The sequence below is a fragment of the Streptococcus sp. 3109 genome, from assembly GCF_013276905.1.
Classification (GTDB): domain Bacteria; phylum Bacillota; class Bacilli; order Lactobacillales; family Streptococcaceae; genus Streptococcus.
In genome coordinates, this window is the sequence record NZ_VMLY01000021.1 from 43,925 (window position 1) to 68,782 (window position 24,858).

Here is a 24,858-nt window from a genome sequence, read left to right on the forward strand (position 1 = left end):
AGTAAGGGATTTTATTTTCGTGTACAATTTCAGCTATTCTTGTTATAATCAGCCTATAGGAATCAAGGAGGTGACTCTTATGGCTGTTTTTGTGTCTTTGGATGGAATTGTGGTAGAAGTACTTGATGTCTTTTCTTCTTTTAATGGGGATAGTGAGTTTTTCTTGTGTAAACGTCTTAAAGACAAGAGTCAGTTTGTGATGGAACGCTCTCAGTTCGAGGAGATGTTCCAACTTCAAAGTAGTCACTTGACCACGCAAGAAAAATTACAATTGTTTACCTCTGTGTTTGCTGGCCGTTATGATGTTTATGCTAAGAGTTTTATCAATGATCAAGGGAAAATTCAGTATTTTCCATCCTATGATTATGGTTGGAAGCAGTTGCCGCCTGAAAAACGGAGTTTCCAGACATTAACGGATTCCGTTTTGAAATCTCATTTTCGTGGGGAGACAGCTATCGGTATCTTTCCTATGCACTTAGATGATAGCTGTTATTTTTTGGTACTGGATTTGGATGAAAGTGATTGGAAAGAAGCCGGTTTAGCCATTCGAAGAATAGCCAGGGAACGCCAGATGGAAGCCCATTTAGAGATTTCTCGTTCGGGTCACGGACTCCATATTTGGTTCTTCTTTGAGGAAGCGATTCCGAGTCGAGAAGCTCGCTTGTTTGGAAAGAAACTATTAGAATTGGCTATGCAGGAAAGTATGCAACTGTCCTTTGATTCTTTTGATCGCATGTTTCCAAATCAGGATGTTCTTCCTAAGGGGGGATTTGGTAATTTGATTGCCTTGCCTTTTCAAGGAGAAGCTTATCATCAAGGGCGAACGGTCTTTGTGGATGAACAGTTTCAGCCTTATGAAGACCAATGGAGGTATTTACAAGAAATTCAGAGGGTTTCAACTGCTAAAGTGGCACTGTTAATCCAAGAGGAGTTAGGGAAGCAAGAATTGGATAAGGAGTTGAAGGTCATCTTATCCAATATGATCCAACTTGAAAAATCGTCTGTGACACCCAAGACACTTTTTTTCTTGAAAAATATGGCTTCATTTTCTAATCCCGAATTTTATTTAAAGCAGGCTATGCGACAACCAACCTATCAAATTTCTGAGCGAATGTATTTATTTGGAGAATCCGATCATTATTTATGGCTACCAAGAGGTTTACTGTATCCATTGCAAGATAAATTTAAGCAGGTATCTGTGGAAGATAGGAGAAAGGTACAGAGGTCTATTAGAGTGGAATTTAAGGGAGAACTCACTTTTGAGCAAGAGTTAGCCCTGTCAGATATGATTTCCAAAGAAAATGGTTTACTCCATGCGGAGACTGGTTTTGGGAAGACCGTTTTAGGTGCTGCTCTCATCTCTGAACGTAAGACCAAAACAATTATTCTAGTCCATAATAGGCAACTCTTAGACCAATGGCTGGATCGTTTAAACCATTTTTTGACTTTCGAAGAGGAAGAAGCTACCCGTTATACGGCATCAGGTCGTGAAAGGGTAATAGGCTATGTTGGGCAGTACGGTGGGACTAAGAAATGGCTGAGTGGACTGGTTGATGTCGTTATGATCCAATCTCTATTTAAGTTGGAAAATAGTCAAAGTCTTTTGGATAAGTATGAGATGATGATTGTGGATGAGTGTCATCACGTGTCTGCTTTGATGTTTGAAAAAGTTGTGGCACAGTTTAGAGGGAAGTATCTTTACGGTTTGACGGCTACGCCTGAACGTAAGAATGGTCATGAACCTATTGTTTTTCAGAGAATTGGTGAGATACTCCATACTGCTGATAAGAGGGAAACGGATTTTAAACGGCAATTGCAATTAAGATTCACTTCTTTTGGTCATTTGGAGATTGAAAAGACCAAAGCAAGTAATTTTATACAGCTTAGTGATTGGATTGCGACAGACTCAGTGAGGAATCAGATGATTCTCAAGGATATTCTAGACCAAGTGACAGAAGGGCGGAATATCTTGGTTCTAGTCAATCGAATTCAACAGATAGATGTCTTTGAAAAGTTATTGAAAGAGAAAGAGGTTGATGACTGTTACATTATTAGCGGAAAAACCAAAGTCCAAGAGAGAACAAGTTTATTGAAGACATTAGAACAGCTAGATAAAGGGTTTGTTTTGTTGTCTACTGGAAAATACATTGGCGAAGGTTTTGACTTGCCTCAGCTAGACACGCTTATCTTGGCAGCGCCCTTTTCTTGGAAAAATAATTTGATTCAGTATGCAGGTCGGATTCATAGAAACTACAAGGATAAGTCTTTGGTGCGGATTTTCGATTATGTGGATATTCATGTTCCTTATTTAGAAAAGATGTTTCAGAAACGACAAGTAGCTTATCGAAAGATGGATTATCGTGTCATCGAGGGTGAGGAGAAACAATTCGTTTATGTTGATAGTAGATATGAGAAGGTGTTGAGAGAGGACTTGGCAGGGGAAAGACAGGAATGTATGCTTATTTTACCTTATGTGCACCAGACAAAACTGATGAATTTTCTAAAAGAATTTAGGATTAGTCAAATTGAGATATGTATACCAGAGACGGTTGCAAATAAAACATGGATAGACCAGATGAAGAGCCAGAAAATTAAAGTGTCTTTTACTCAATCAAAAATAGTCACGCCTATTCTTTTGGTAAACAAGACCATTGTTTGGTATGGTGCAATGCCATTATTAGGGAAGGTAGATGAAGTGACCATATTACGTTTGGAATCAGCTAGTATAGTTTCTGAACTAGTGGCAGGTTTACGATAGAGAAAATTTTTAAAAATTTCTATGTATGATTTTCATTTCTTTAGTGAGACTGTTGCCATTATCACATTCGAATCACACAAAATAAAAAAATAAAAAAATTTCTACAAGTACTTGACAAATAGATTGAAATATCTTAAAATGAAAATGGTTACAGAGTTATTAATTATTTAAGCTTCATGTCACCATTAAAAATTGAAATAAAAGGATGTTATCACTAATACAAGTGAGCAGGAACCTATTTAATCACATCGGAAGAAGTTTCTTGATGTTTTTAAGTAGGTTCCTTTTATTTTAAAAGGGAAATTTTATGATCATAAAACGAATACTAAACCACAATGCCGTAATTGCGCAAAGTAAAAAAGATATCGATATTCTTCTTTTTGGAAGGGGAATAGCTTTTGGAAGAAAAATTGGAGATAAAGTAAATCCAATTGATATTGAGAAAAGTTTTTTTCTCAAAAATAGAGATAATATGACCCGTTTTACAGAGATGTTTATTAACGTTCCTTTGGAGTTGGTGTACATCACCGAAAAAATAATTAATCTAGGTAAAATAACATTGGGTAATAATTTTGATGAAATTATCTATATTAATTTAACGGATCATATTTCTTCGAGCATAGAACGTTATAAAGAAGGGATTATTATTTCGAATCCCCTACGCTGGGAAATCTCGAAATATTATAAAGAAGAATTTGAGCTTGGGAAAAGGGCTTTACAAATAATAAAAAAAGAGTTAGGTATTGAACTTCCAATTGACGAAGCTGCATTCATAGCGCTACATTTTGTTAATGCTAATTTAGAAAATAATTTTCAAGAGTCGTATAAAATCACTGAAATAATTATGGGAATTGAGAAAATCATTCAAGATTTCTATTGTACTGAGTTTAACCAAGATTCTATTGATTATTATAGATTCATAACTCATATAAAATTATTTGCCCATCGTTTGGTTGAAAATACAACTTATTGTGACGATGATGATGAAGACTTGTTAGCATTAATGAAAAATAAATATCCTAGGGAATATGAATGTGGTAAACAGGTGGCAATGTTTATACAAACTGAGTACAATTATTTGCTGACTTCTAGTGAATTAGTTTATTTGATGGCTCATATTCGTCGCTTAACAAAAAATTTAGATTAATAGAATAGGAGAATACCATGAGTTATAAAGATACGGTACAAAAAATCCTCGATGTAATTGGAGGCGAAAAAAATGTCAATAGAGTTACCCATTGTGTAACACGTTTAAGATTAGAATTAAAAGATGAAAATTTAGTCAATGATGATGATGTGAAGAAGATACCAGGTGTAATAGGTATTATGAAAAAGAATGGGCAATATCAAATTATACTTGGTAATGATGTAGCCAATTATTATAAAGAATTCATTAAACTTGGCAATTTTGAAACAGATTCAGTTGATCAAGGGCACAAAGGGAATATTTTAGAAAGAATCATTGAATATATCGCTGGTTCCATGACTCCAATCATTCCAGCAATGTTAGGGGGAGGTATGTTGAAAGTCTTGGTAATCATTTTACCAATGCTTGGTATATTGCAATCAGATTCTCAGACTATTGCTTTTTTGACATTTTTTGGGGATGCTCCATATTATTTCTTACCGCTGTTATTAGCTTATTCTGCATCACAAAAATTAAAAGTAACATCTACATTAGCTATGTCTGTAGCAGGTGTACTTCTCCATCCAAATTTTGTTCAAATGGTGCAATCAGGGAATCCTCTTAGTTTATTTGGTGCACCTGTGACACCAGCTAGTTATGGTTCATCAGTCATTCCAATTCTTATTATGGTTTGGTTGATGAAATATATTGAAAAAATGATTGCTAAATTAACACCAGCTGTTACTAAGAGTTTTTTGCAACCTACGCTAGTATTATTAGTATCAAGCTGTATTGCCTTAGTTGTAGTCGGACCTATTGGAGTAATTGTTGGTCAAGGATTATCAAATCTAGTTGGGCAAATGTATGGTGTAGCTGGATGGCTTACATTAGCTATTCTTGGTGCTATTATGCCATTTATTGTTATGACTGGAATGCATTGGGCTTTTGCACCTATTTTTTTGGCGGCATCTATTGCTACTCCAGACGTATTAATTCTTCCAGCAATGTTAGGGTCAAACTTAGCTCAAGGAGCTGCTTCGATGGCTGTTGCATTAAAGAGTAAAAATAATAATACAAAACAAATTGCTTTTGCAGCAGGTTTCTCAGCCTTACTTGCAGGGATTACCGAACCTGCATTATATGGTGTGACTTTAAAATATAAAAAACCACTTTATGCAGCTATGATTGGTGGTGGATTAGCGGGATTATTTGCAGGTCTTACTAGTGTTAAAGCCTATCTATTTGCTGTTCCATCTTTGATAGCGTTGCCTCAATTTATTTATTCTGATGTACCATCAAATATTGTAAATGCTTTAATTGTGGCGGTCATTTCTGTTGTTATTACCTTTGTCTTGGCTTATATATTTGGAATCGATGAAGAAGAGAGTTCTAGCCATTTAGAAGTTGAGGCTAGAGTTTCAAATAAAAAAATGGTATTTTCTCCTATATCAGGAGAAATCATTCCGTTAAGTGATGTCCAGGATAAAACATTTTCAGATAAACTTATTGGAGACGGAGTAGCGATTATCCCAAATGAGGGTAAGGTTTATGCACCATTCGATGGGGAAATTACAAATATTTTTCCGACTAAGCACGCAATTGGATTGAAGAGTGATGAAGGTGTTGAGTTACTAATTCATATTGGATTAGATACTGTTGAGCTAAAAGGTCAAGGTTTTATTAGTCATGTAGAAGAAGGAGACAGAGTTTTCAAAAATCAGTTGATTTTTGAAATGGACTTAAATTTAATCAAGAGTAAAGGCTACGAAACAGTTACACCAGTAATTGTAACGAATACCAACGATTTTCTAGATGTATTAGTATTACCTAATAATCAGACAATCGAGCATTCTAAGGAATTACTGGTAATATTATAATGGAGGAAAGTTATGGCCATTTTTCCAGATGATTTTCTTTGGGGTGGAGCTGTTGCAGCTAATCAAGTAGAGGGAGCATATAATGAAGATGGTAAGGGATTATCAGTTCAGGATGTGTTACCCAAAGGTGGATTAGGAGAAGCAACAGAAAATCCTACAGAAGATAACTTAAAACTGTTAGGTGTTGATTTTTATCATAAATATAAGGAAGATATATCCTTGTTTTCTGAAATGGGCTTTAATGTTTTTCGTACTTCTATTGCATGGAGTAGAATTTTTCCAAAAGGAGATGAGGAAGAACCTAACGAAGCTGGTTTGAAATATTATGATGAATTGTTTGATGAGCTACATGCTCACGGGATAGAACCACTTGTAACTCTTTCACACTATGAGACTCCATTATATTTAGCAAGAAAATATCATGGATGGGTTGATAGGAGAATGATTCATTTTTATGAAAAATTTGCTCGAACAGTTTTAGAAAGGTATAAAGATAAAGTTAAATATTGGCTTACATTTAACGAAGTAAACTCTGTTTTGGAATTACCATTTACTAGTGGAGGAATAGATATACCTAAGGAGAATCTTTCGAAACAAGAATTATATCAAGCTATACATCATGAATTAGTTGCCTCGAGTTTGGTTACAAAAATTGCTCGTGAGATTAATTCAGAGTTTAAGGTGGGATGTATGGTATTAGCTATGCCAGCTTATCCAATGACTCCAAATCCAAAAGATGTATGGGCGACTCATGAGTATGAGAATCTAAATTATCTATTTTCAGATGTGCATGTTAGAGGTTATTATCCGAATTATGCAAAAAGATATTTTAAGGAACATGACATTAACATAGAGTTTGCAGCTGAAGATACAGAGTTATTAAAAAATTATACTGTAGATTTTTTATCGTTTAGCTATTACATGAGTGTGACTCAATCTGCTCTTCCAACACAGTATAATTCAGGAGAAGGGAATATTATTGGTGGTTTAGTAAATCCTTATTTAGAGTCTTCTGAGTGGGGATGGCAAATTGATCCAATTGGACTACGTATAATTTTAAATAGATATTATGACCGTTATCAAATCCCATTATTTATAGTAGAAAATGGATTAGGTGCTAAAGATCAACTAATAAAAGATGAATTTAATAACTTAACCGTCCAAGATGATTATAGAATTCAGTATATGAAAGAACATTTATTGCAAGTAGCTGAAGCTCTACAGGATGGTGTTGAAATTATGGGCTATACGTCTTGGGGATGTATTGACTGTGTTTCTATGTCCACTGCACAACTTTCTAAAAGGTACGGTCTCATTTATGTTGATCGAAACGATGATGGAAGTGGTACATTAAATCGATATAAGAAAATGTCTTTTACTTGGTATAAAGAAGTGATTGAATCAAATGGAGAATCCTTATTCAAATAGTTTTTTATTGATGACTAACTATTATCACGGTTAAGGCAAAATCTCATTAAATATGAAATAAAGAGATTTGGAAGACATCAAATTCTAAACCTCTTTATTTTATAGGGGGATTAATTAATTTAATTTTGTTACAGAGAGCCGATTATAAATAGTTAACTTAGGATAGATTGGTTATATATAGTAGACTGAATCTAAAATAGTACGAAACAATTGCTAAAACATTTATAGAAATTAATTTTACTTTCCCAATCGATTTGTTCTCATCTTATTTCAATCCGCTATAAAGTTAGATAAGAATAAGCTAACAAGCAGAAGTGAGATAGGTCTTGCAAGAATGGTAAAAATCTGATAAACTAAGTAGTAATTGAATAGAAATCCGCAAGACTAGTAACTCAAGGGAAGTATATCAGGGAGGAGAGCCGTGACTGCAAGCTCTCTATATGAAAGCTGGGTGAATTCACTTGCGCATGGATTTAGAAATGAAGGTCTGACTTGTCAGATGAAAACGGATGGTACCGCGTGTCAACGCTCCGAGTGGAGTTTTTGGCATGTGGTTTTCTTTTTATCTACGAGAGACTGATGGAGGAATTATGTCAACTATTGAAGAACAATTAAAAGCGCTTCGTGAAGAAACGCTGGCTAGCTTGAAGCAGATTTCTGCTGAAAATGAAAAAGAGATGCAAGATTTGCGTGTCTCTGTCCTTGGTAAAAAGGGTTCGCTCACTGAAATCCTCAAAGGGATGAAAGATGTCTCTGCTGAGATGCGTCCAATCATTGGGAAACACGTCAATGAAGCTCGTGATGTCTTGACAGCTGCTTTTGAAGAAACAGCTAAGCTCTTGGAAGAAAAGAAAGTCGCGGCTCAACTGGCTAGCGAAAGTATCGATGTGACACTTCCAGGTCGTCCTGTTGCGACTGGTCACCGTCATGTCCTCACACAAACCAGTGAAGAAATCGAAGATATTTTCATTGGGATGGGTTACCAAGTCGTGGATGGTTTTGAAGTAGAGCAAGACTACTATAACTTTGAACGTATGAACCTTCCAAAAGACCACCCAGCTCGTGATATGCAGGATACTTTCTATATCACTGAAGAAATCTTGCTCCGTACCCACACGTCTCCAGTTCAGGCGCGTGCTATGGATGCCCATGATTTTTCTAAAGGTCCTTTGAAGATGATCTCGCCAGGGCGTGTGTTCCGTCGTGATACGGACGATGCGACTCACAGTCACCAGTTCCACCAAATTGAAGGCTTGGTTGTTGGGAAAAATATCTCTATGGCAGATCTTCAAGGAACCCTGCAGTTGATTGTCCAAAAAATGTTCGGTGAAGAGCGTCAAATCCGTTTGCGTCCATCTTACTTCCCATTCACAGAGCCATCTGTTGAGGTGGATGTTTCTTGCTTCAAGTGTGGTGGAGAAGGCTGTAACGTATGTAAGAAAACAGGTTGGATCGAAATTATGGGGGCCGGTATGGTTCACCCGCGTGTCCTTGAAATGAGTGGTATCGATGCGACTGTTTACTCTGGATTTGCCTTTGGTCTTGGACAAGAGCGTGTAGCTATGCTCCGTTATGGAATCAACGATATCCGTGGATTCTACCAAGGAGATGTCCGCTTCTCAGAACAGTTTAAATAATGATTAGAAAAGTAGAAATGGCAGATGTTGAGATGTTGGCTAACATAGCCAAACAAACCTTTCGTGAAACATTTACCCATGATAATACGGAAGAGCAGTTACAGGAATACTTTGAAGAGGCTTATAGTCTGAAAACTTTGTTAACTGAGTTGGGAAATCCTGACTCCGAAACCTATTTCATTATGCATGAAGAGGAGATAGCTGGTTTTCTCAAGGTCAACTGGGGAAGTGCTCAAACTGAGAGAGAATTAGAGGATGCTTTTGAAATTCAACGCCTCTATGTGCTACAAAAATTCCAAGGATTTGGATTCGGTAAGCAACTGTTTGAATTTGCTCTTGAACTTGCTACAAAAAATAGTTTTTCTTGGGCTTGGCTAGGTGTTTGGGAGCATAATACAAAAGCTCAAGCGTTTTATAACCGATATGGTTTTGAAAAATTTAGCCAACATCATTTTATGGTTGGTCAAAAAGTAGATACGGATTGGTTGCTGAAAAAGAAATTAAGGTAAGAAGAGGATTCTTCTATTGAAATGATAGGAAAGGAAAAGAACCAGAGGGACAACTGTCATTCTGGAGAATTAAATTATGCTTGTATCTTATAAATGGTTAAAAGAATTGGTGGACATTGATGTGCCATCACAAGAGTTGGCTGAAAAAATGTCAACTACAGGGATCGAGGTAGAAGGTGTCGAATCACCTGCTGCTGGTCTCTCAAAAATTGTCGTCGGTGAGGTCTTGTCTTGTGAAGATGTGCCAGAAACTCACCTCCATGTTTGTCAGGTTAACGTTGGCGAAGAAGAAGCCCGTCAAATCGTCTGTGGTGCACCGAATGTGCGTGCTGGTATCAAGGTTATGGTGGCTCTTCCAGGAGCTCGCATCGCTGACAATTACAAGATCAAAAAAGGGAAAATCCGCGGTCTTGAGTCACTTGGGATGATCTGTTCACTTGGTGAACTGGGAATTTCTGACTCCGTTGTGCCTAAGGAATTTGCAGATGGCATTCAAATCTTGCCGGAAAATGCCGTTCCTGGGGATGAAGTCTTCTCATATCTAGACTTGGATGATGAAATCATCGAACTTTCTATCACACCCAACCGTGCGGATGCCCTTTCTATGCGTGGGGTGGCTCACGAAGTGGCAGCCATCTATGACAAGGCGGTCAACTTTAAAGAATTTACTCTAACAGAAACTGACCAAGCTGCAGCAGATGCTCTTTCTGTGGGCATTGAGACAGACAAGGCGCCTTACTATGCCGCTCGTATCTTGGACAATGTGACTATCGCACCAAGTCCACAATGGTTGCAAAACATTCTTATGAATGAAGGTATCCGTCCAATCAATAACGTAGTGGACGTGACCAACTATATCCTTCTCTACTTTGGTCAACCTATGCACGCCTTTGACTTGGATACCTTTGAAGGGACAGACATCCGTGTGCGTGAAGCGCGTGCTGGTGAAAAATTGGTGACTTTAGATGGTGAAGAACGTGACTTGGACATGAATGACTTAGTTATCACTGTCGCAGACAAGCCAGTAGCCCTTGCAGGTGTCATGGGCGGTCAAGCAACAGAAATCTCTGAGAAATCTAGTCGTGTCGTCCTTGAAGCTGCAGTCTTCAACGGAAAATCAATCCGCAAGACTAGCGGACGTCTCAATCTTCGTTCTGAGTCATCTTCTCGCTTTGAAAAAGGTATCAATGTGGCAACTGTTAACGAAGCCCTTGATGCGGCAGCTAGCATGATGGCAGAACTTTCAGGTGCGACGGTTCGTAAGGGCATCGTTTCAGCGGGTGAACTTGATATCTCTGATGTGGAAGTTTCTTCAACTCTTGCAGACGTTAACCGTGTCCTTGGAACTGAGCTTTCTTATGCTGATGTAGAAGACGTCTTCCGTCGTCTTGGCTTTGGTCTTTCTGGAAATGCAGACAGCTTTACAGTCAGCGTCCCACGTCGCCGTTGGGATATCACCATCGAAGCGGACCTCTTTGAAGAAATCGCTCGTATCTATGGATATGACCGCTTGCCAACCAGCCTTCCAAAAGACGATGGTACAGCTGGTGAATTGACTGCCACACAAAAACTCCGTCGCCAAGTTCGTACGATTGCTGAAGGAGCAGGTTTGACAGAAATCATCACCTATGCTCTAACAACTCCTGAAAAAGCAGTTGAGTTTACGGCTCAACCAAGTAACCTTACTGAACTCATGTGGCCAATGACAGTGGACCGTTCTGTCCTCCGTCAAAATATGGTTTCAGGTATCCTTGATACTGTTGCCTACAACGTGGCTCGTAAGAACAAAAACTTGGCTCTTTACGAGATAGGAAAAGTCTTTGAACAAACAGGCAATCCAAAAGAAGAACTTCCAAATGAAATCAACAGTTTTGCCTTTGCCTTGACAGGATTGGTTGCTGAAAAAGATTTCCAAACAGCAGCAGTTCCAGTTGATTTCTTCTATGCTAAGGGAATCCTTGAAGCCCTCTTTGCTCGTTTGGGACTCCAAGTAACTTATACAGCAACATCTGAAATTGCTAGCCTCCACCCAGGTCGTACAGCTATGATTTCACTCGGTGACCAAGTTCTTGGTTTCCTTGGCCAAGTGCATCCAGTCACTGCCAAGGCCTACGATATTCCAGAAACGTATGTAGCTGAGCTCAACCTTTCAGCCATCGAGGCTGCTCTTCAACCTGCTGCTCCATTTGTGGAAATCACTAAATTCCCAGCAGTTAGCCGTGACGTTGCCCTCCTTCTCAAGGCAGAAGTGACTCACCAAGAAGTTGTAGATGCTATCCAAGTTGCCGGTGTGAAACGTTTGACAGATATCAAACTCTTTGACGTCTTCTCAGGAGAAAAATTGGGACTTGGTATGAAGTCAATGGCTTATAGCTTGACCTTCCAAAATCCAGAAGACAGCTTAACGGACGAAGAAGTCGCACGCTACATGGAAAAAATCCAAGCATCACTTGAAGAAAAAGTCAATGCAGAAGTGCGTTAAACGATAGTAGGATACAAATTCCCCCTCTGGTTTATGAACACTAGAGGGGGAATTTTATATAATCCTCAATGAAAATCAAAAAGCAAACTAGGAAGCTAGCNNGACGAAGTCAGTAACCATATGTCTAAGGTAAGTCGACGCTGACGTGGTTTGAAGAGATTGTCGAAGAGTATAAAATAATTAAAATGTGATTTCTGTAAAAATACATCTATGATCAGAGTTTTGAAAACTTACAATGTCTAAATTTTTAACATAGTAGTGGTTTTTAGGCAATAAAATATGATCTATTGTTGCATTAAAAAGTTTTGGACTTTGGCTATTCCAAGTTCCTCTTTCAAAAGGTGGAAGTGCATTTAATGCGTCCCTATGAGAGCTTATTTTTGCAAGCGCTCCATGACGCATAGTTGCATTAAAATCACCTGCAATAATAGCCTTTGGATATTTTGAAGCCAGTTGATTATGAATGATATTTAAGTCTTGCTTCCAGATTTCCATTAAACCTGGCAGAGGAGGAGCAGTATGCAAAGCAATGATATCTGGTATATTTTGTTTTCTCGAATGTAATAGAATTGTCCCAAACCGTGTTGTATGGAAAGTTTTAGCTTCTGTATAGAAACCATAACTTTTCTTGACAATCACAGTCACAGGAGCTATTCCACTGTCAGTAGGTGGAGAAGTAAAAATATCATAGTTGGCCATAGAAAGTCCAACTTGATGAAACAATAGTTTGATTCTCTGGTTTTCTTGCTCACCTCTGATATTGGTAGCTAGTTCAGGGAATATAGCAATATCGGCATCAAAATGGCTAAAAATTCGCTCAATATGTTGTGCTTCTATTGATTAGCGATGTTCCAAGTTACTAATTTTAAGGTTTTAGTCTTATTTGATGTGGAAGAAAGGGTTTTATCTGTTCCGAATAATAGTAATATGAGCGATAATAAGAGCAAAATGCCAGAGTAAAACCGTATTTGTTTATTTTTCTTGTAAAAAGATAGGGAAAAAAATACGAAACTTAAAATAGGAAGCCATAGTTGCAGTAGCTAAGGGGAAGGCATAAATCTGTGCCAAGATAGGTCTGGTAGATAGCCAAATATTAAGATTAGAAGATGGGAAAAAAGAATAAGCTATGATAGGGATAGCGAAGAGAATGACAGAAAGGGCAGAAAGAAATGTTTTAATCATTGTATGAGTACCTCAATTTGCAATGGTTGCTCGGAGCTAATGTGACTTTGTGACTTTACTTGATTGATATTCTTTTTCTTGTCTTCCTCATAGATTAAGTACAACCCAAGTAAAAAAGTCCAATTTAAGATTGAAATGATTAAAAGGCACAGAAATGCAAGACAATTATACTACAAAAGGCAAACATTTGACAATCGATAGTCGTTGCTTAATCGAACGATGGAAAAAAGAAGGAAAATCAAATAGAGAAATTGCCTCTCTATTTGGAAAAGCTCCTCAAACATCCATACTGAAATCAAGCGTGGGACAGTCCGAAAATGTCTTGGGAAAGGGGGGTAAAGAGCTTTACTCTGCCGACTACGCTCAACAATTTTATGAAAATAATCGCAAGCGCTCGGTCAAGAAATCAAGCTTGACCAAGGAACTAAAGGAAAAGATTCTCCACTATCATAACCAAAAATTTTCGCCTGAAATGATGGTGATGGCTAAGGGCGTTAACGTGGGAATTTCAACCATTTACTATTGGATTCATCATGGAAAATTAGGATTATCAAAACAGGATCTGCTCTATCCTAGAAAAGGAAAAGCGCTTAAGAAACAAGCTAGTTCCAACTTTAAACCCGCTGGTCAATCTATCGAATCATAATTCGCTCATTATACATAGACGTAAAAGAAAGAGGGCTAAGTGATGGAGAATAGTGCTATTGGGAGTAACTGGAAGGATGTCCGATCTCAACTCTTTACAAAAGAGGAAATTCTTGAAAGTGATATGCGAGTGGCTATCATGAGTGAGCTGATTGAGGCTAGGCATGACCAAGGAATCAGCCAGAAAAAGCTGGAAGAATTCAGTGGAGTAAGCCAGCCTGTCATAGCTAGGATGGAAACAGGCAAGACAAGTCCTCAGTTGGATACAGTCTTGAAAGTTTTAGCCAGTTTAGGAAAGACACTAGCAGTCGTCCCCCTCGAACAGGAAAAGAGTTGATTAGAGTAGACTCATACTCAATGAAAATCAAAGAGCAAACTAGGAAACTAGCCGCAGGCTGTACTTGAGTACGGCAAGGCGACGTTGACGCGGTTTGAATTTGATTTTCGAAGAGTATTATAGTCTTTTCTAATAACAAGTCATAGTCACTTATAAGAATTACTAATAACGCGTTTGGCCAGTCTAACGGAAATATAGTTAAAAAACAAGCTACACAAAGGATTTGAGGCATTTGTTTCAAGTCTTTTTCTTTTGTTTAAAACAGAGATATAGTTTCAAACTATATCAAAGCCTAATTTTTTACAATTATACAGATGATTTCTTTTCTGTTAAGATAGTTTCAACAACAAATTTTGGAGGACACATCATGTCAACTACAATCATCGGTTTCCCTCGTTTGGGCGAATTCCGCGAATTAAAATTTACAACTGAAAAATACTTTAGAAAAGAAATCTCAGAAGAAGAACTCTTGGCAGCAGCAAAAGAATTGCGTGCTAAACACTGGAACATCGTCAAAGAAAAAGGAATCACTGAAATTCCATCAAATGACTTTTCTCACTATGACAACTTCCTAGATGCAGCTTTCCTTTTCAACGTGGTACCTGCATCCGTTCAAAACTTGGACTTGTCTGACCTTGAGCGCTACTTCGCTTTGGGTCGTGGTTACCAAGGAGAAAAAGGGGACGTTCGCGCCCTTCCAATGAAGAAATGGTTCAACACCAACTACCACTACATCGTTCCTAAATTTGAAAAAGACACTCAAGTCAAACTTGCAGGTCATAAAATCTTTGATGAGTTCCAAGAAGCTAAAGAACTTGGTCTCAACACTCGTCCAGTCCTTGTAGGTCCATTCACTTTCCTTCAATTGTCAGACTTTGAAGAAGGCGTGAAAGCAGAAGACTTCGTAGACAGCTTAGTGGCTGCTTACCAAGAAGTTTTTGCTAAATTGGCAGAACTTGGTGCGACTCGTATCCAATTGGATGAAGCTGCTCTTGTAAAAGACTTGACAGCTGAAGAAAAAGCTCTCTTCTTGAACCTCTACAACAAACTCTTGGCTGACAAAAAAGGTCTTGAAGTCTTGCTTCAAACTTACTTTGGAGACGTTCGTGACATTTACGCTGACCTTGTGAACTTGCCAGTAGATGCTATCGGTCTTGACTTCGTTGAAGGTAAGAAAACTCTTGAATTGGTTAAAGGTGGCTTCCCAGCTGATAAGATTCTTTATGCAGGTATTGTCAATGGTAAAAACATCTGGCGCAACAATTACGAAAAGAGCTTGGCTGTTCTTGAGCAAATCCCAGCTGAAAACATTGTCTTGACAAGCTCATGCTCACTTCTTCATGTGCCATTTACAACTGCTAATGAAGAATTTGAACCAGCAATCTTGAACCACTTTGCCTTTGCAGTTGAAAAATTGGATGAGATCCGTGATTTGGATGCTATCCGCAATGGTCAAGGTGAAGAAGCACTTGCAGCTAACAAAGAACTCTTTGCGACTGAGCGTGTGGGTGAAAATGCGGAACTTCGTGCGCGTATCGCTGGCTTGACAGACGCAGACTACACTCGTTTGCCAGCCTTTGCAGAACGTGAAGCCATCCAAGAAGAAACTCTAAAGCTTCCAGCTCTTCCAACAACAACGATCGGTTCATTCCCTCAAACTAAGGAAGTTCGTGCCAAACGTTTGGCTTACCGTAAAGGTGAATTGTCTCAAGAAGAGTACGATGCTTTCCTTGCTGAAACAATTGACGAATGGATCAAATGGCAAGAAGATATCGACTTTGATGTCCTTGTTCACGGTGAATTTGAGCGTAATGACATGGTTGAGTACTTCGGCCAAAACTTGTCAGGTTACCTCTTCTCTAAAAATGGTTGGGTACAATCATACGGTATGCGTGGGGTGAAACCACCAATCATCTGGGGTGATGTCACTCGTCTTAACCCTATCACTGTTAAATGGTCTAGCTATGCACAAAGCCGTACAAACAAACCTGTTAAAGGTATGTTGACTGGACCTGTTACCATCCTCAACTGGTCATTCCCACGTGAAGACATCTCTATCAAGGATTCTACTCTTCAAATCGCCCTTGCTATCAAGGATGAAGTGCTTGACCTTGAAGCTGCTGGTGTGAAAATCATCCAAATCGATGAGGCTGCTCTTCGTGAAAAATTGCCACTCCGTCGTAGCGACTGGTATGAAGACTACCTTGACTGGGCAATTCCTGCCTTCCGCTTGGTACACTCAACAGTAGCGCCAGATACACAAATTCACACTCACATGTGTTACTCAGAATTTACAGATATCATCCCAGCTATCGATAACATGGATGCAGACGTTATTTCCTTTGAAGCTAGCCGTTCAAACCTTGAAATCTTGGACGAACTCAAAGCGAAAAACTTCCAAACAGAAGTAGGACCTGGGGTTTACGATATCCACTCACCTCGTGTGCCAAATGAAGGCGAAATCGACCACACAATCGAAGCCATCCTTGCTAAAGTGCCAAGCAAGAAAGTTTGGATCAACCCTGACTGTGGTTTGAAAACACGCGGTATTCCAGAAACAAAAGAAAGCTTGATCCGCCTTGTTGAAGCAGCTAAAGCTGCGCGTGAGAAATTGTAAGATTAGATTTCTCTCCATACAATGGTTGTTCAAAAAGAAATCAACTAGAAAAGGTTATTACATATGTCACGCCAAACACCGTCACTCTCATTTGAAGTGTTCCCTCCAAACCCAGCTGTGGGTAATGATAACATTATTTCTGCTCTTCAAGATATGCAGGAGTTGGCTCCCCACTTTATCAGTGTGACTGCCAGCAATAATAAATTTAATATCAAGGAAACGACGGTTCGTTTGGCTGACTTTATCCAAAATGACTTGGCGATTCCGACTATTGCTCACTTGCCAGCTATCTATTTGACTAAGGACAAGGTTGCTGAAACCATTGCCGACTTGGACAAGGTTGGGGTACAGAAAATATTGGCTCTTCGTGGGGATATTATCCCTGATGTAGAGCCGCAAAAGGATTTTCGCTACGCAACTGACTTAATTGAGTTCATCAAGGAACAAGCCCCTCACTTTGATATTGTCGGAGCTTGCTATCCAGAAGGGCATCCAGATTCGCCAAATCAGATTTCAGATATTCAAAATCTTAAGAAGAAAGTGGATGCAGGCTGTTCGAGCCTCGTAACTCAGCTTTTCTTTGATAATGAGCGCTTCTATGATTTCCAAGACAAGTGCATCTTGGCTGGGATTGATGTTCCCATTCATGCAGGGATTATGCCAATTTTGAATCGAAATCAGGCTCTCCGTCTCTTGAAGACTTGTGAGAATATCCATCTTCCACGCAAATTTAAAGCTATCTTAGACAAGTATGAGCATGACCCTGAGTCGCTCAGAGCAGCAGGACTTGCCTATGCAGTGGATCAAATCGTGGACTTGGTAACTCAGGATGTTGCAGGTGTGCATCTCTACACAATGAACAATGCGGATACAGCAAAATACATTCATCAAGCAACCCATGCCTTGTTTAATCACCAGTCTCTAGGATAATAAAAAGTAAACCATTCTTCTCAGGTGAGGGGAATGGTTCCTTTTTAATGGTAAAGACCGCACTTTTTAAGAAAAATATGATAAAATAGACTCTGTACGTACTTGATACAAAGATGAGGGTATTTAGGTTGTAGAAGTTTGTTTAAAGTTGATTATTTTTTAAACAAAATCTAATAATGTGTGTCTCAAAAAACACGAACAGAGTGAGTATTTAAAAGATATTTCACGCTATCGTGGTATCTTAGATGATAACAATATTATTATCTAAGACGGGATTTTTGAGAGTAAAATAGTTCGGGAAACTATTTTAGCCTGAGCATAGAAATGAGAAGGCGAAGTAATTAAAAATTACCATTGAAATTCCATTGGATTTCTAAAATCATCCACTGGATAATTTTACCTCCCGTCCGCACTATTTCAGGGAAATATCAAAAAGATACTTAATTGAATTTTGGCCTCATTTCTTAGGAAAAAAGATAAGCTTACTAGCACTCATCGAGTGCGGCGTCACCTTCCTATTTTTCTACAGAAATATTCGGCAAGCCGAACCGTCCAAAATATATTGAGTAACTGAACACGCCTACAACTCTGTGGAAAAAGATAAATCTACCTAGGAGCATTCGCTCCGTCGTTCGATTTCCTATTTTCCTTTGAGTTGCTTAACGGCTTAGTATCTTGAGTAATTGAACACGGGCTAAATCCCTAGTGAAAAAGATAGATTTCTTGGTGCGCATCGCACACTGCGTCAATCTCCTATTTTCATACGGGATTCTTCACGCCCTTAGTATCTTGATCTTTGTAGGCAAGGCGTATAATTTCATCAATCCAAAGGGGATTAAAATGACAAAACAAGTGTTTCAAACGACTTTTGCGGGTCGTGAGTTAATTGTAGAGACTGGTCAGGTTGCTAAGCAAGCAAATGGCGCAGTTGTTGTGCGTTACGGTGAGTCAACTGTCTTGACTGCTGCCGTTATGTCTAAGAAAATGGCAACTGGGGATTTCTTCCCTCTTCAAGTCAACTACGAAGAAAAAATGTATGCGGCTGGGAAGTTTCCTGGTGGCTTTATGAAACGTGAGGGACGTCCTTCAACAGATGCGACTTTGACAGCGCGTTTGATTGACCGTCCAATCCGTCCAATGTTTGCGGAAGGTTTCCGTAATGAAGTACAGGTCATCAACACCGTGCTTTCTTATGATGAAAATGCTTCTGCACCTATGGCAGCTATGTTTGGTTCATCCTTGGCACTTTCCATTTCAGATATTCCATTTGACGGCCCAATCGCTGGGGTACAAGTAGGATATGTAGATGGCCAAATCATTATCAACCCAAGTCAAGAACAAGCAGAGCAATCGCTTCTTGAATTGACAGTAGCTGGTACCAAACACGCCATCAACATGGTAGAGTCTGGTGCTAAAGAATTGTCAGAAGAAATCATGTTGGAAGCTCTCCTTAAAGGGCACGAAGCAGTCAAAGAATTGATTGCCTTCCAAGAAGAAATCGTTGCAGCTGTCGGTAAGGAAAAAGCAGAAGTAGAATTGCTTCATGTGGACGCTGACTTGCAAGCTGAAATTATCGCAGCCTACAACAGCGACCTCCAAAAAGCTGTCCAAGTAGAAGAAAAATTGGCTCGTGAAGCTGCAACTCAAGCAGTCAAAGACCAAGTAACTGCTGTTTACGAAGAAAAATATGCGGACCATGAAGAATTTGACCGTATCATGCGTGATGTGGCTGAAATCTTGGAACAAATGGAACACGCTGAAGTGCGCCGTTTGATCACAGAAGACAAGGTTCGTCCTGACGGTCGTAAGGTCGATGAAATCCGTCCTTTGGATGCGGTTGTTGACTTCCTTCCTCGTGTACACGGTTCTGGTCTCTTCACTCGTGGACAAACTCAGGCTCTTTCAGTCTTGACCTTGGCCCCAATGGGTGAAACTCAAATCATTGATGGTTTGGACCCTGAGTACAAGAAACGCTTTATGCACCACTATAACTTCCCTCAATACTCTGTAGGGGAAACTGGACGCTACGGTGCACCTGGTCGTCGTGAAATCGGTCACGGTGCTCTTGGTGAGCGTGCCCTTGCTCAAGTCTTGCCAAGCTTGGAAGAATTCCCATACGCTATCCGTCTAGTAGCAGAAGTTTTGGAATCAAATGGTTCTTCATCTCAAGCTTCTATCTGTGCGGGAACTCTTGCCCTTATGGCTGGTGGTGTGCCAATCAAGGCACCAGTAGCAGGGATTGCCATGGGACTTATCTCAGATGGAAATAACTACACAGTATTGACAGATATCCAAGGTTTGGAAGATCACTTTGGAGACATGGACTTTAAGGTTGCTGGTACTCGTGATGGGATTACAGCCCTTCAAATGGACATCAAGATCCAAGGGATCACTGCAGAAATTTTGACGGAAGCTCTTGCCCAAGCCAAGAAAGCGCGTTTTGAAATCCTTGATGTGATTGAAGCAACCATTCCAGAAGTTCGTCCAGAATTGGCTCCAACTGCTCCGAAAATTGATACCATCAAGATTGATGTGGACAAGATCAAGATTGTCATCGGTAAGGGTGGAGAAACCATCGACAAGATTATCGCTGAAACAGGCGTTAAGATTGATATCGACGAAGAAGGAAATGTGTCTATCTACTCTAGCGACCAAGATGCTATTAACCGTGCTAAAGAAATTATTGCTGGTTTGGTCCGTGAAGCCAAAGTAGATGAAGTTTACCGTGCTAAAGTCGTTCGTATCGAGAAATTTGGTGCCTTTGTTAACCTCTTTGATAAGACAGATGCCCTTGTTCATATCTCTGAGATGGCTTGGACGCGTACCAATAATGTCGAAGACTTGGTAGCAATCGGGGATGAAGTTGATGTTAAGGTTATCAAGATTGATGAAAAAGGACGTGTGGATGCTTCTATGAAAGCCCTTCTTCCTCGTCCTCCAAAACCTGAACGTGATGAAAAAGGTGAAAAATCAGAGCGTCCTCACCGCCCACGTCATCACAAGGATCACAAACCTAAGAAAGAATTTACAGAAACACCAAAAGATTCAGAATAAGAAAAGGAGAAATGTATGGGATGGTGGCGCGAAACCATTGATATCGTAAAAGAAAATGATCCAGCGGCCCGCACCACTTTGGAGGTTTTGCTGACTTATCCAGGTGTCAAGGCCTTGGCGGCCCACCGTCTCTCGCATTTTCTCTGGAAGCATGGCTTTAAGCTCTTAGCTCGTATGCATAGTCAGTTTTGGCGCTTTTGGACTCAGATTGAGATTCATCCAGGAGCTCAGATCGATTCAGGTGTCTTTATCGACCATGGTTCTGGTCTGGTGATTGGAGAGACAGCGATTGTTGAAAAAGGTGTTATGCTTTACCACGGAGTAACTCTTGGTGGGACAGGAAAAGACTGTGGCAAACGCCATCCGACCGTTCGTCAGGGTGCCCTTATATCAGCACATGCCCAAGTTATCGGACCAGTGGAAATCGGTGAAAATGCCAAGGTCGGTGCTGCAGCAGTTGTCGTAGCAGATGTACCTAGTGATGTGACGGTTGTCGGTATTCCGGCCAAGATTGTCCGTCTTCATGGTAAGAAAGATGAGCCTGTTATTCACGAAGTCGAAGAAAAACGAGAGTATTATGTCAATAAACTCGAGCAGGCTAAAGAAGCAAGTCACAGATCGTCTGGTTTGTAGAGGATACCTATATGATTCAAGCAAGAAACAAGTTAAGCCAAGAGGAGTTATCTGAGGCGAAAAAACTAATTAACTGTTGCCAAAACTATGACGGTACCTATCGTGATCCCTATCTCTCTAACATGCTTAATTTTGACCCAAACATGCCCGCCTTTTTCCTTTATTATGAAAAAGGCGAACTTGTTGGTCTCTTAACTGTCTATGCTGATGACCAAGATGTAGAAGTGACGATACTGGTTCATCCAGATCGTCGCTGTCAGGGAATTGCGCGTGCATTGTTTACTAGTTTTGAGAGAGAAACAGCCTCTTTTCCGATTCATTCAGTTACTTTTCAGACAGAGCGTGTTTTTCTAGATCGCCATCCTGATTTTGTCAGCAACTGGGGATTGGTCGAGGACGAGGATACAGAAACTTGGTTAGGTAAGGATAGAAAACCTTATCCGTTAGCAACCATTTCCCATCTTGAAGTTTTGTTAGCAGATAGTTCGTATCAGGATCAAATTAGTCAGTTAAAATTTCAGGCATTTTCAGAGGAACATGAATCGAGAGAAGTTGTGGATAGATATGTCTCTGAAGCTCTGAAAGATCCAGAAAGTCGCTTATATATTTTATTAAAAGACGGTCAGGTTATTGGGACTTGCACGGTTGATTTATCGAGCGATACGAATTACTTCTACGGTTTAGCAATATCTGAACCTGAACATGGAAAAGGCTATGGAAGCTACTTAGCAAAATCCATCGTTAACCAACTAATTGAGCAAAATGACAAGGAATTTCAGATTGCAGTAGAGGATAGCAACGTAGGTGCCAAGCGCTTGTATGAAAAAATTGGCTTTGTCAAACAGACTCAGGTGGTTTATCTGAATGAGAAAGGAGCAAGGGATTCCGAAGTGTAGAGACATTCGGACTGAAATTCAATTGAACTCTTAGTAATGAAACTAATTGTTCTTGGATTTTGGATTTCCTGACTATGATTTATGATTAAAATCTATGACACCATGTCTCGTGATTTGCGAGAATTTGTCCCGATTGAGGACGGTAAGGTCAAGATGTATGTTTGTGGGCCAACGGTGTACAACTATATCCACGTGGGGAATGCCCGTTCGACGGTAGCTTTTGATACCATTCGACGTTACTTTGAGTACCGTGGTTATGAGGTTGCCTATATTTCCAATTTTACGGATGTGGATGATAAGATTATCAACCGTGCCAAGGAAGAGGGCATCACGTCTCAGGAAGTTGCGGACAAGTACATCGCTGCCTTTCGTGAGGATGTGACAGCCTTGGGCGTCAAACCTGCGACCCGCCATCCGCGTGTGGTGGAGTTTATGGCTGACATCATCCGCTTTGTGGAAGATTTGATTGGAAAAGGCTTTGCCTACGAGAGTCAAGGAGATGTCTATTTCCGTGTGGAAAAATCTCACAACTATGCTAAGTTGGCCAATAAAACCTTGGAAGACTTGGAGCTGGGTGCTTCAGGTCGTACCGATGAAGAAACGGCTCGCAAGGAAAATCCTGTAGACTTTGCCCTATGGAAATCTGCCAAACCAGGCGAGATTTCTTGGGACAGTCCTTGGGGACCTGGTCGTCCGGGCTGGCATATCGAGTGTTCGGTTATGTCAACAGAGATTTTGGGCGATACTATTGATATTCACGGTGGTGGAGCTGACCTAGAGTTTCCTCACCACACCAATGAAATTGCCCAATCTGAAGCTAAAACAGGCAAGACTTTTGCTAACTACTGGATGCACAATGGCTTTGTCAATATCGATAATGTCAAGATGTCTAAATCTTTGGGCAACTTTATCACCGTCCATGATGCCCTTAAAACCCTTGATGGCCAAGTCCTTCGATTCTTCTTTGCGACTCAACACTATCGCAAGCCTATCAACTTTACGGAAAAGGCAGTGCGGGATGCAGAGACAAATCTCAAGTATTTAAAGAACACTTACGAGCAACCATTTACAGGAAATGTGGACACCCAAGAGTTGCAAGATTTTAAAGATAAGTTTGTAGCGGTTATGGATGAGGATTTCAACTCTGCCAACGGTATTACAGTAGTTTTTGAAATGGCCAAATGGATCAACTCAGGCAACTATAATGCAAGTGTTAAGAAAGCTCTTGCAGATATGTTGGAAGTCTTTGGAATTGTCTTTGTTGAGGAGGTTTTGGATGCAGAAATTGAAGCCTTGATCCAAAAACGCCAAGAAGCGCGTGCCAATCGTGACTTTGCCACGGCAGACCAGATCCGTGACCAATTGGCTACTCAAGGAATTAAACTCCTTGACACCAAAGATGGAGTGAGGTGGACACGTGATTGATGTCAATCTCATTAACGGGATTGCGCTAGCCTTTGAGGGAGATGCGGTGTATTCTATGTATATTCGTCGTCACCTCATCCTCAAAGGCATGACCAAACCCAATAAACTCCACCAAGAAGCGACCAAGTATGTATCAGCCAAGGCTCAGGCACACTTGATTTCCCTTATGTTAGAGGAGCAGGTCTTAACAGAAAAAGAAGAAGAAATATACAAACGTGGTCGCAATACCAATAGTCACACCAAGGCCAAAAATGCTGATGTGGTGACTTACCGTATGTCCACAGGTTTTGAAGCCGTCATGGGCTATCTCCATATGACTGATAATCTAGAACGTCTTGAGAGCTTGATTTCGTGGTGTATCCAAAAAGTGGAGGACTAGGACATGATTGCAAAAGAACTACAAGACTGGTTTCCTGAAGCTCAGATTTCAGACCAACCAGTAGAGAAAGAGGGCTATCTCACTCTCCCTTTAGCTTCTCAGCAGTGGATTTTGCTGGATGAAGCTGGGCTTAGCGAGCGTGAAAAGCAGTTGGTTGCTCTTTTGACCCAGCAGGAGCAGGCTCGTTCGCTCAATCCTTGGTATTCTTTTTTGATTGAGGGGAAGGGACAGGCACCACAAACTTTTAAAAAGATTCAGTTGGTTTATTGTCATCTTTCCTATTTTCAGCAGGAAAATCTAGCTTCTTGGCTGGATATGATGCGGACCCTTTTTCCTAACTGTCAGACAGTGCTTCAGGTTGGAGCTCAGGATTATGTTTTCGTGCTTCAGCAAGACAAATACACCTCTGTACGAGCTATTTTAAGTGATACGATTGAAGCGGTTGAGTATGACTTTGGACTTCGTCTGTCAATCATGTTGGGTCAGGTTTGGTCTCAGACAGGCCATCAAGCCCTATCAGACTTGATTAAAGCAGAGCGAGATTTGTTTAAGACTTGGTGGCGTCAGGGTCACCAAGGTGTTCATACCTTTTCACAACTCTATCTTTGGAGTATGGGAGAAAGAATTGTGGACCTGAGAGTCATTAAAGAATGCTTGCACCAGATGATTTTGGATCAAGATCAGATTCAGGAAATCATTCTCTCCCTTTGGGAAAATAGTGCTGTCCTAACAAAAACAGCCCAGCAACTCTATCTGCACCGCAATTCTCTCCAATACAAGATTGATAAATGGGAAGAGTTGACAGGGCTTCAGTTGAAAGAGTTGACCGACCTGACCCTGTGTTATCAATTGATTTTAGGTTCTTTGTCAACTATAGTTGGTTTGTAAAGAAGTTAATATTTGGAGAAGAGGATTGCCATCTTCTCCATTTTTATGTGCAGAG

General features: G+C 40.0%; 16 protein-coding genes and 2 pseudogenes. 17 read left to right on the forward strand and 1 reads right to left on the reverse strand.

What is annotated here, in order from left to right; all coding sequences use genetic code 11:
- Nucleotides 1-79: 79 nt before the first annotated feature.
- The 7 genes from HT698_RS09305 to pheT all read left to right on the forward strand — a co-directional run bounded on the left by HT698_RS09305 (nucleotide 80) and on the right by pheT (nucleotide 11,817).
- Nucleotides 80-2,758 carry a DEAD/DEAH box helicase family protein gene (locus tag HT698_RS09305; protein WP_173219834.1) on the forward strand — a complete coding sequence of 893 codons (2,679 nt, stop codon included), beginning with the start codon at nucleotides 80-82 and terminating at the stop codon, nucleotides 2,756-2,758.
- A 307-nt stretch (nucleotides 2,759-3,065) separates the two neighbouring features.
- Complete coding sequence (locus HT698_RS09310) at nucleotides 3,066-3,905, forward strand: PRD domain-containing protein (protein WP_061631244.1); 840 nt, start codon at nucleotides 3,066-3,068, stop codon at nucleotides 3,903-3,905.
- Between the two features lie 17 nt (nucleotides 3,906-3,922).
- A complete protein-coding gene (locus HT698_RS09315) occupies nucleotides 3,923-5,761 on the forward strand; it encodes a beta-glucoside-specific PTS transporter subunit IIABC (protein WP_061631243.1) in 1,839 nt (612 codons plus the stop codon).
- A gap of 12 nt (nucleotides 5,762-5,773) precedes the next feature.
- Nucleotides 5,774-7,189, forward strand: coding sequence for a glycoside hydrolase family 1 protein (locus HT698_RS09320; protein WP_173219837.1), 1,416 nt, complete (start codon nucleotides 5,774-5,776; stop codon nucleotides 7,187-7,189).
- Nucleotides 7,190-7,779: 590 nt separating this feature from the next.
- On the forward strand, nucleotides 7,780-8,826 hold the full coding sequence (gene pheS, locus HT698_RS09325) for a phenylalanine--tRNA ligase subunit alpha (RefSeq protein WP_049524320.1): 1,047 nt from the start codon (nucleotides 7,780-7,782) through the stop codon (nucleotides 8,824-8,826).
- Complete coding sequence (locus tag HT698_RS09330) at nucleotides 8,826-9,335, forward strand: N-acetyltransferase (RefSeq protein WP_173219840.1); 510 nt, start codon at nucleotides 8,826-8,828, stop codon at nucleotides 9,333-9,335. The genes pheS and HT698_RS09330 overlap by 1 nt, the downstream gene beginning before the upstream one ends.
- A 76-nt stretch (nucleotides 9,336-9,411) precedes the next feature.
- Nucleotides 9,412-11,817, forward strand: a complete 2,406-nt coding sequence (gene pheT / locus HT698_RS09335; RefSeq protein WP_173219843.1) for a phenylalanine--tRNA ligase subunit beta — start codon at nucleotides 9,412-9,414, stop codon at nucleotides 11,815-11,817.
- 180 nt (nucleotides 11,818-11,997) lie between these two features.
- Here pheT and HT698_RS09340 read toward each other — a convergent pair.
- A pseudogene (locus HT698_RS09340) lies at nucleotides 11,998-12,999 on the reverse strand (endonuclease/exonuclease/phosphatase family protein).
- Between the two features lie 154 nt (nucleotides 13,000-13,153).
- Here HT698_RS09340 and HT698_RS09350 point away from each other — a divergent pair.
- The 10 genes and pseudogenes from HT698_RS09350 to HT698_RS09395 all read left to right on the forward strand — a co-directional run.
- Nucleotides 13,154-13,639 (forward strand): annotated as a pseudogene (locus HT698_RS09350) (helix-turn-helix domain-containing protein); the annotation flags it as partial.
- A gap of 48 nt (nucleotides 13,640-13,687) precedes the next feature.
- Nucleotides 13,688-13,981, forward strand: coding sequence for a helix-turn-helix transcriptional regulator (locus tag HT698_RS09355; RefSeq protein WP_112445038.1), 294 nt, complete (start codon nucleotides 13,688-13,690; stop codon nucleotides 13,979-13,981).
- Between the two features lie 367 nt (nucleotides 13,982-14,348).
- Nucleotides 14,349-16,598 carry a 5-methyltetrahydropteroyltriglutamate--homocysteine S-methyltransferase gene (gene metE / locus HT698_RS09360; protein WP_173218925.1) on the forward strand — a complete coding sequence of 750 codons (2,250 nt, stop codon included), beginning with the start codon at nucleotides 14,349-14,351 and terminating at the stop codon, nucleotides 16,596-16,598.
- Nucleotides 16,599-16,661: 63 nt separating this feature from the next.
- A complete protein-coding gene (metF, locus tag HT698_RS09365) occupies nucleotides 16,662-17,528 on the forward strand; it encodes a methylenetetrahydrofolate reductase [NAD(P)H] (RefSeq protein ID WP_000089966.1) in 867 nt (288 codons plus the stop codon).
- An 840-nt stretch (nucleotides 17,529-18,368) separates the two neighbouring features.
- Complete coding sequence (gene pnp, locus HT698_RS09370) at nucleotides 18,369-20,582, forward strand: polyribonucleotide nucleotidyltransferase (protein WP_120769868.1); 2,214 nt, start codon at nucleotides 18,369-18,371, stop codon at nucleotides 20,580-20,582.
- Nucleotides 20,583-20,597: 15 nt separating this feature from the next.
- Entirely contained in the window at nucleotides 20,598-21,215 is a 618-nt protein-coding gene (gene cysE, locus HT698_RS09375; protein WP_164226399.1) for a serine O-acetyltransferase, read from the forward strand.
- Between the two features lie 11 nt (nucleotides 21,216-21,226).
- Nucleotides 21,227-22,111 (forward strand): GNAT family N-acetyltransferase, encoded by an 885-nt coding sequence (locus HT698_RS09380; RefSeq protein WP_164226398.1) that lies wholly within the window; start codon nucleotides 21,227-21,229, stop codon nucleotides 22,109-22,111.
- 81 nt (nucleotides 22,112-22,192) lie between these two features.
- The gene (cysS, locus tag HT698_RS09385) at nucleotides 22,193-23,536 is read left to right on the forward strand and encodes a cysteine--tRNA ligase (protein WP_173218922.1); all 1,344 of its coding nucleotides are present in this window, start codon (nucleotides 22,193-22,195) and stop codon (nucleotides 23,534-23,536) included.
- Complete coding sequence (locus HT698_RS09390; RefSeq protein ID WP_173218919.1) at nucleotides 23,529-23,915, forward strand: Mini-ribonuclease 3; 387 nt, start codon at nucleotides 23,529-23,531, stop codon at nucleotides 23,913-23,915. The genes cysS and HT698_RS09390 overlap by 8 nt, the downstream gene beginning before the upstream one ends.
- 3 nt (nucleotides 23,916-23,918) lie before the next feature.
- Nucleotides 23,919-24,803 carry a PucR family transcriptional regulator gene (locus HT698_RS09395; RefSeq protein WP_173218916.1) on the forward strand — a complete coding sequence of 295 codons (885 nt, stop codon included), beginning with the start codon at nucleotides 23,919-23,921 and terminating at the stop codon, nucleotides 24,801-24,803.
- The last annotated feature ends 55 nt before the right edge of the window (nucleotides 24,804-24,858 follow it).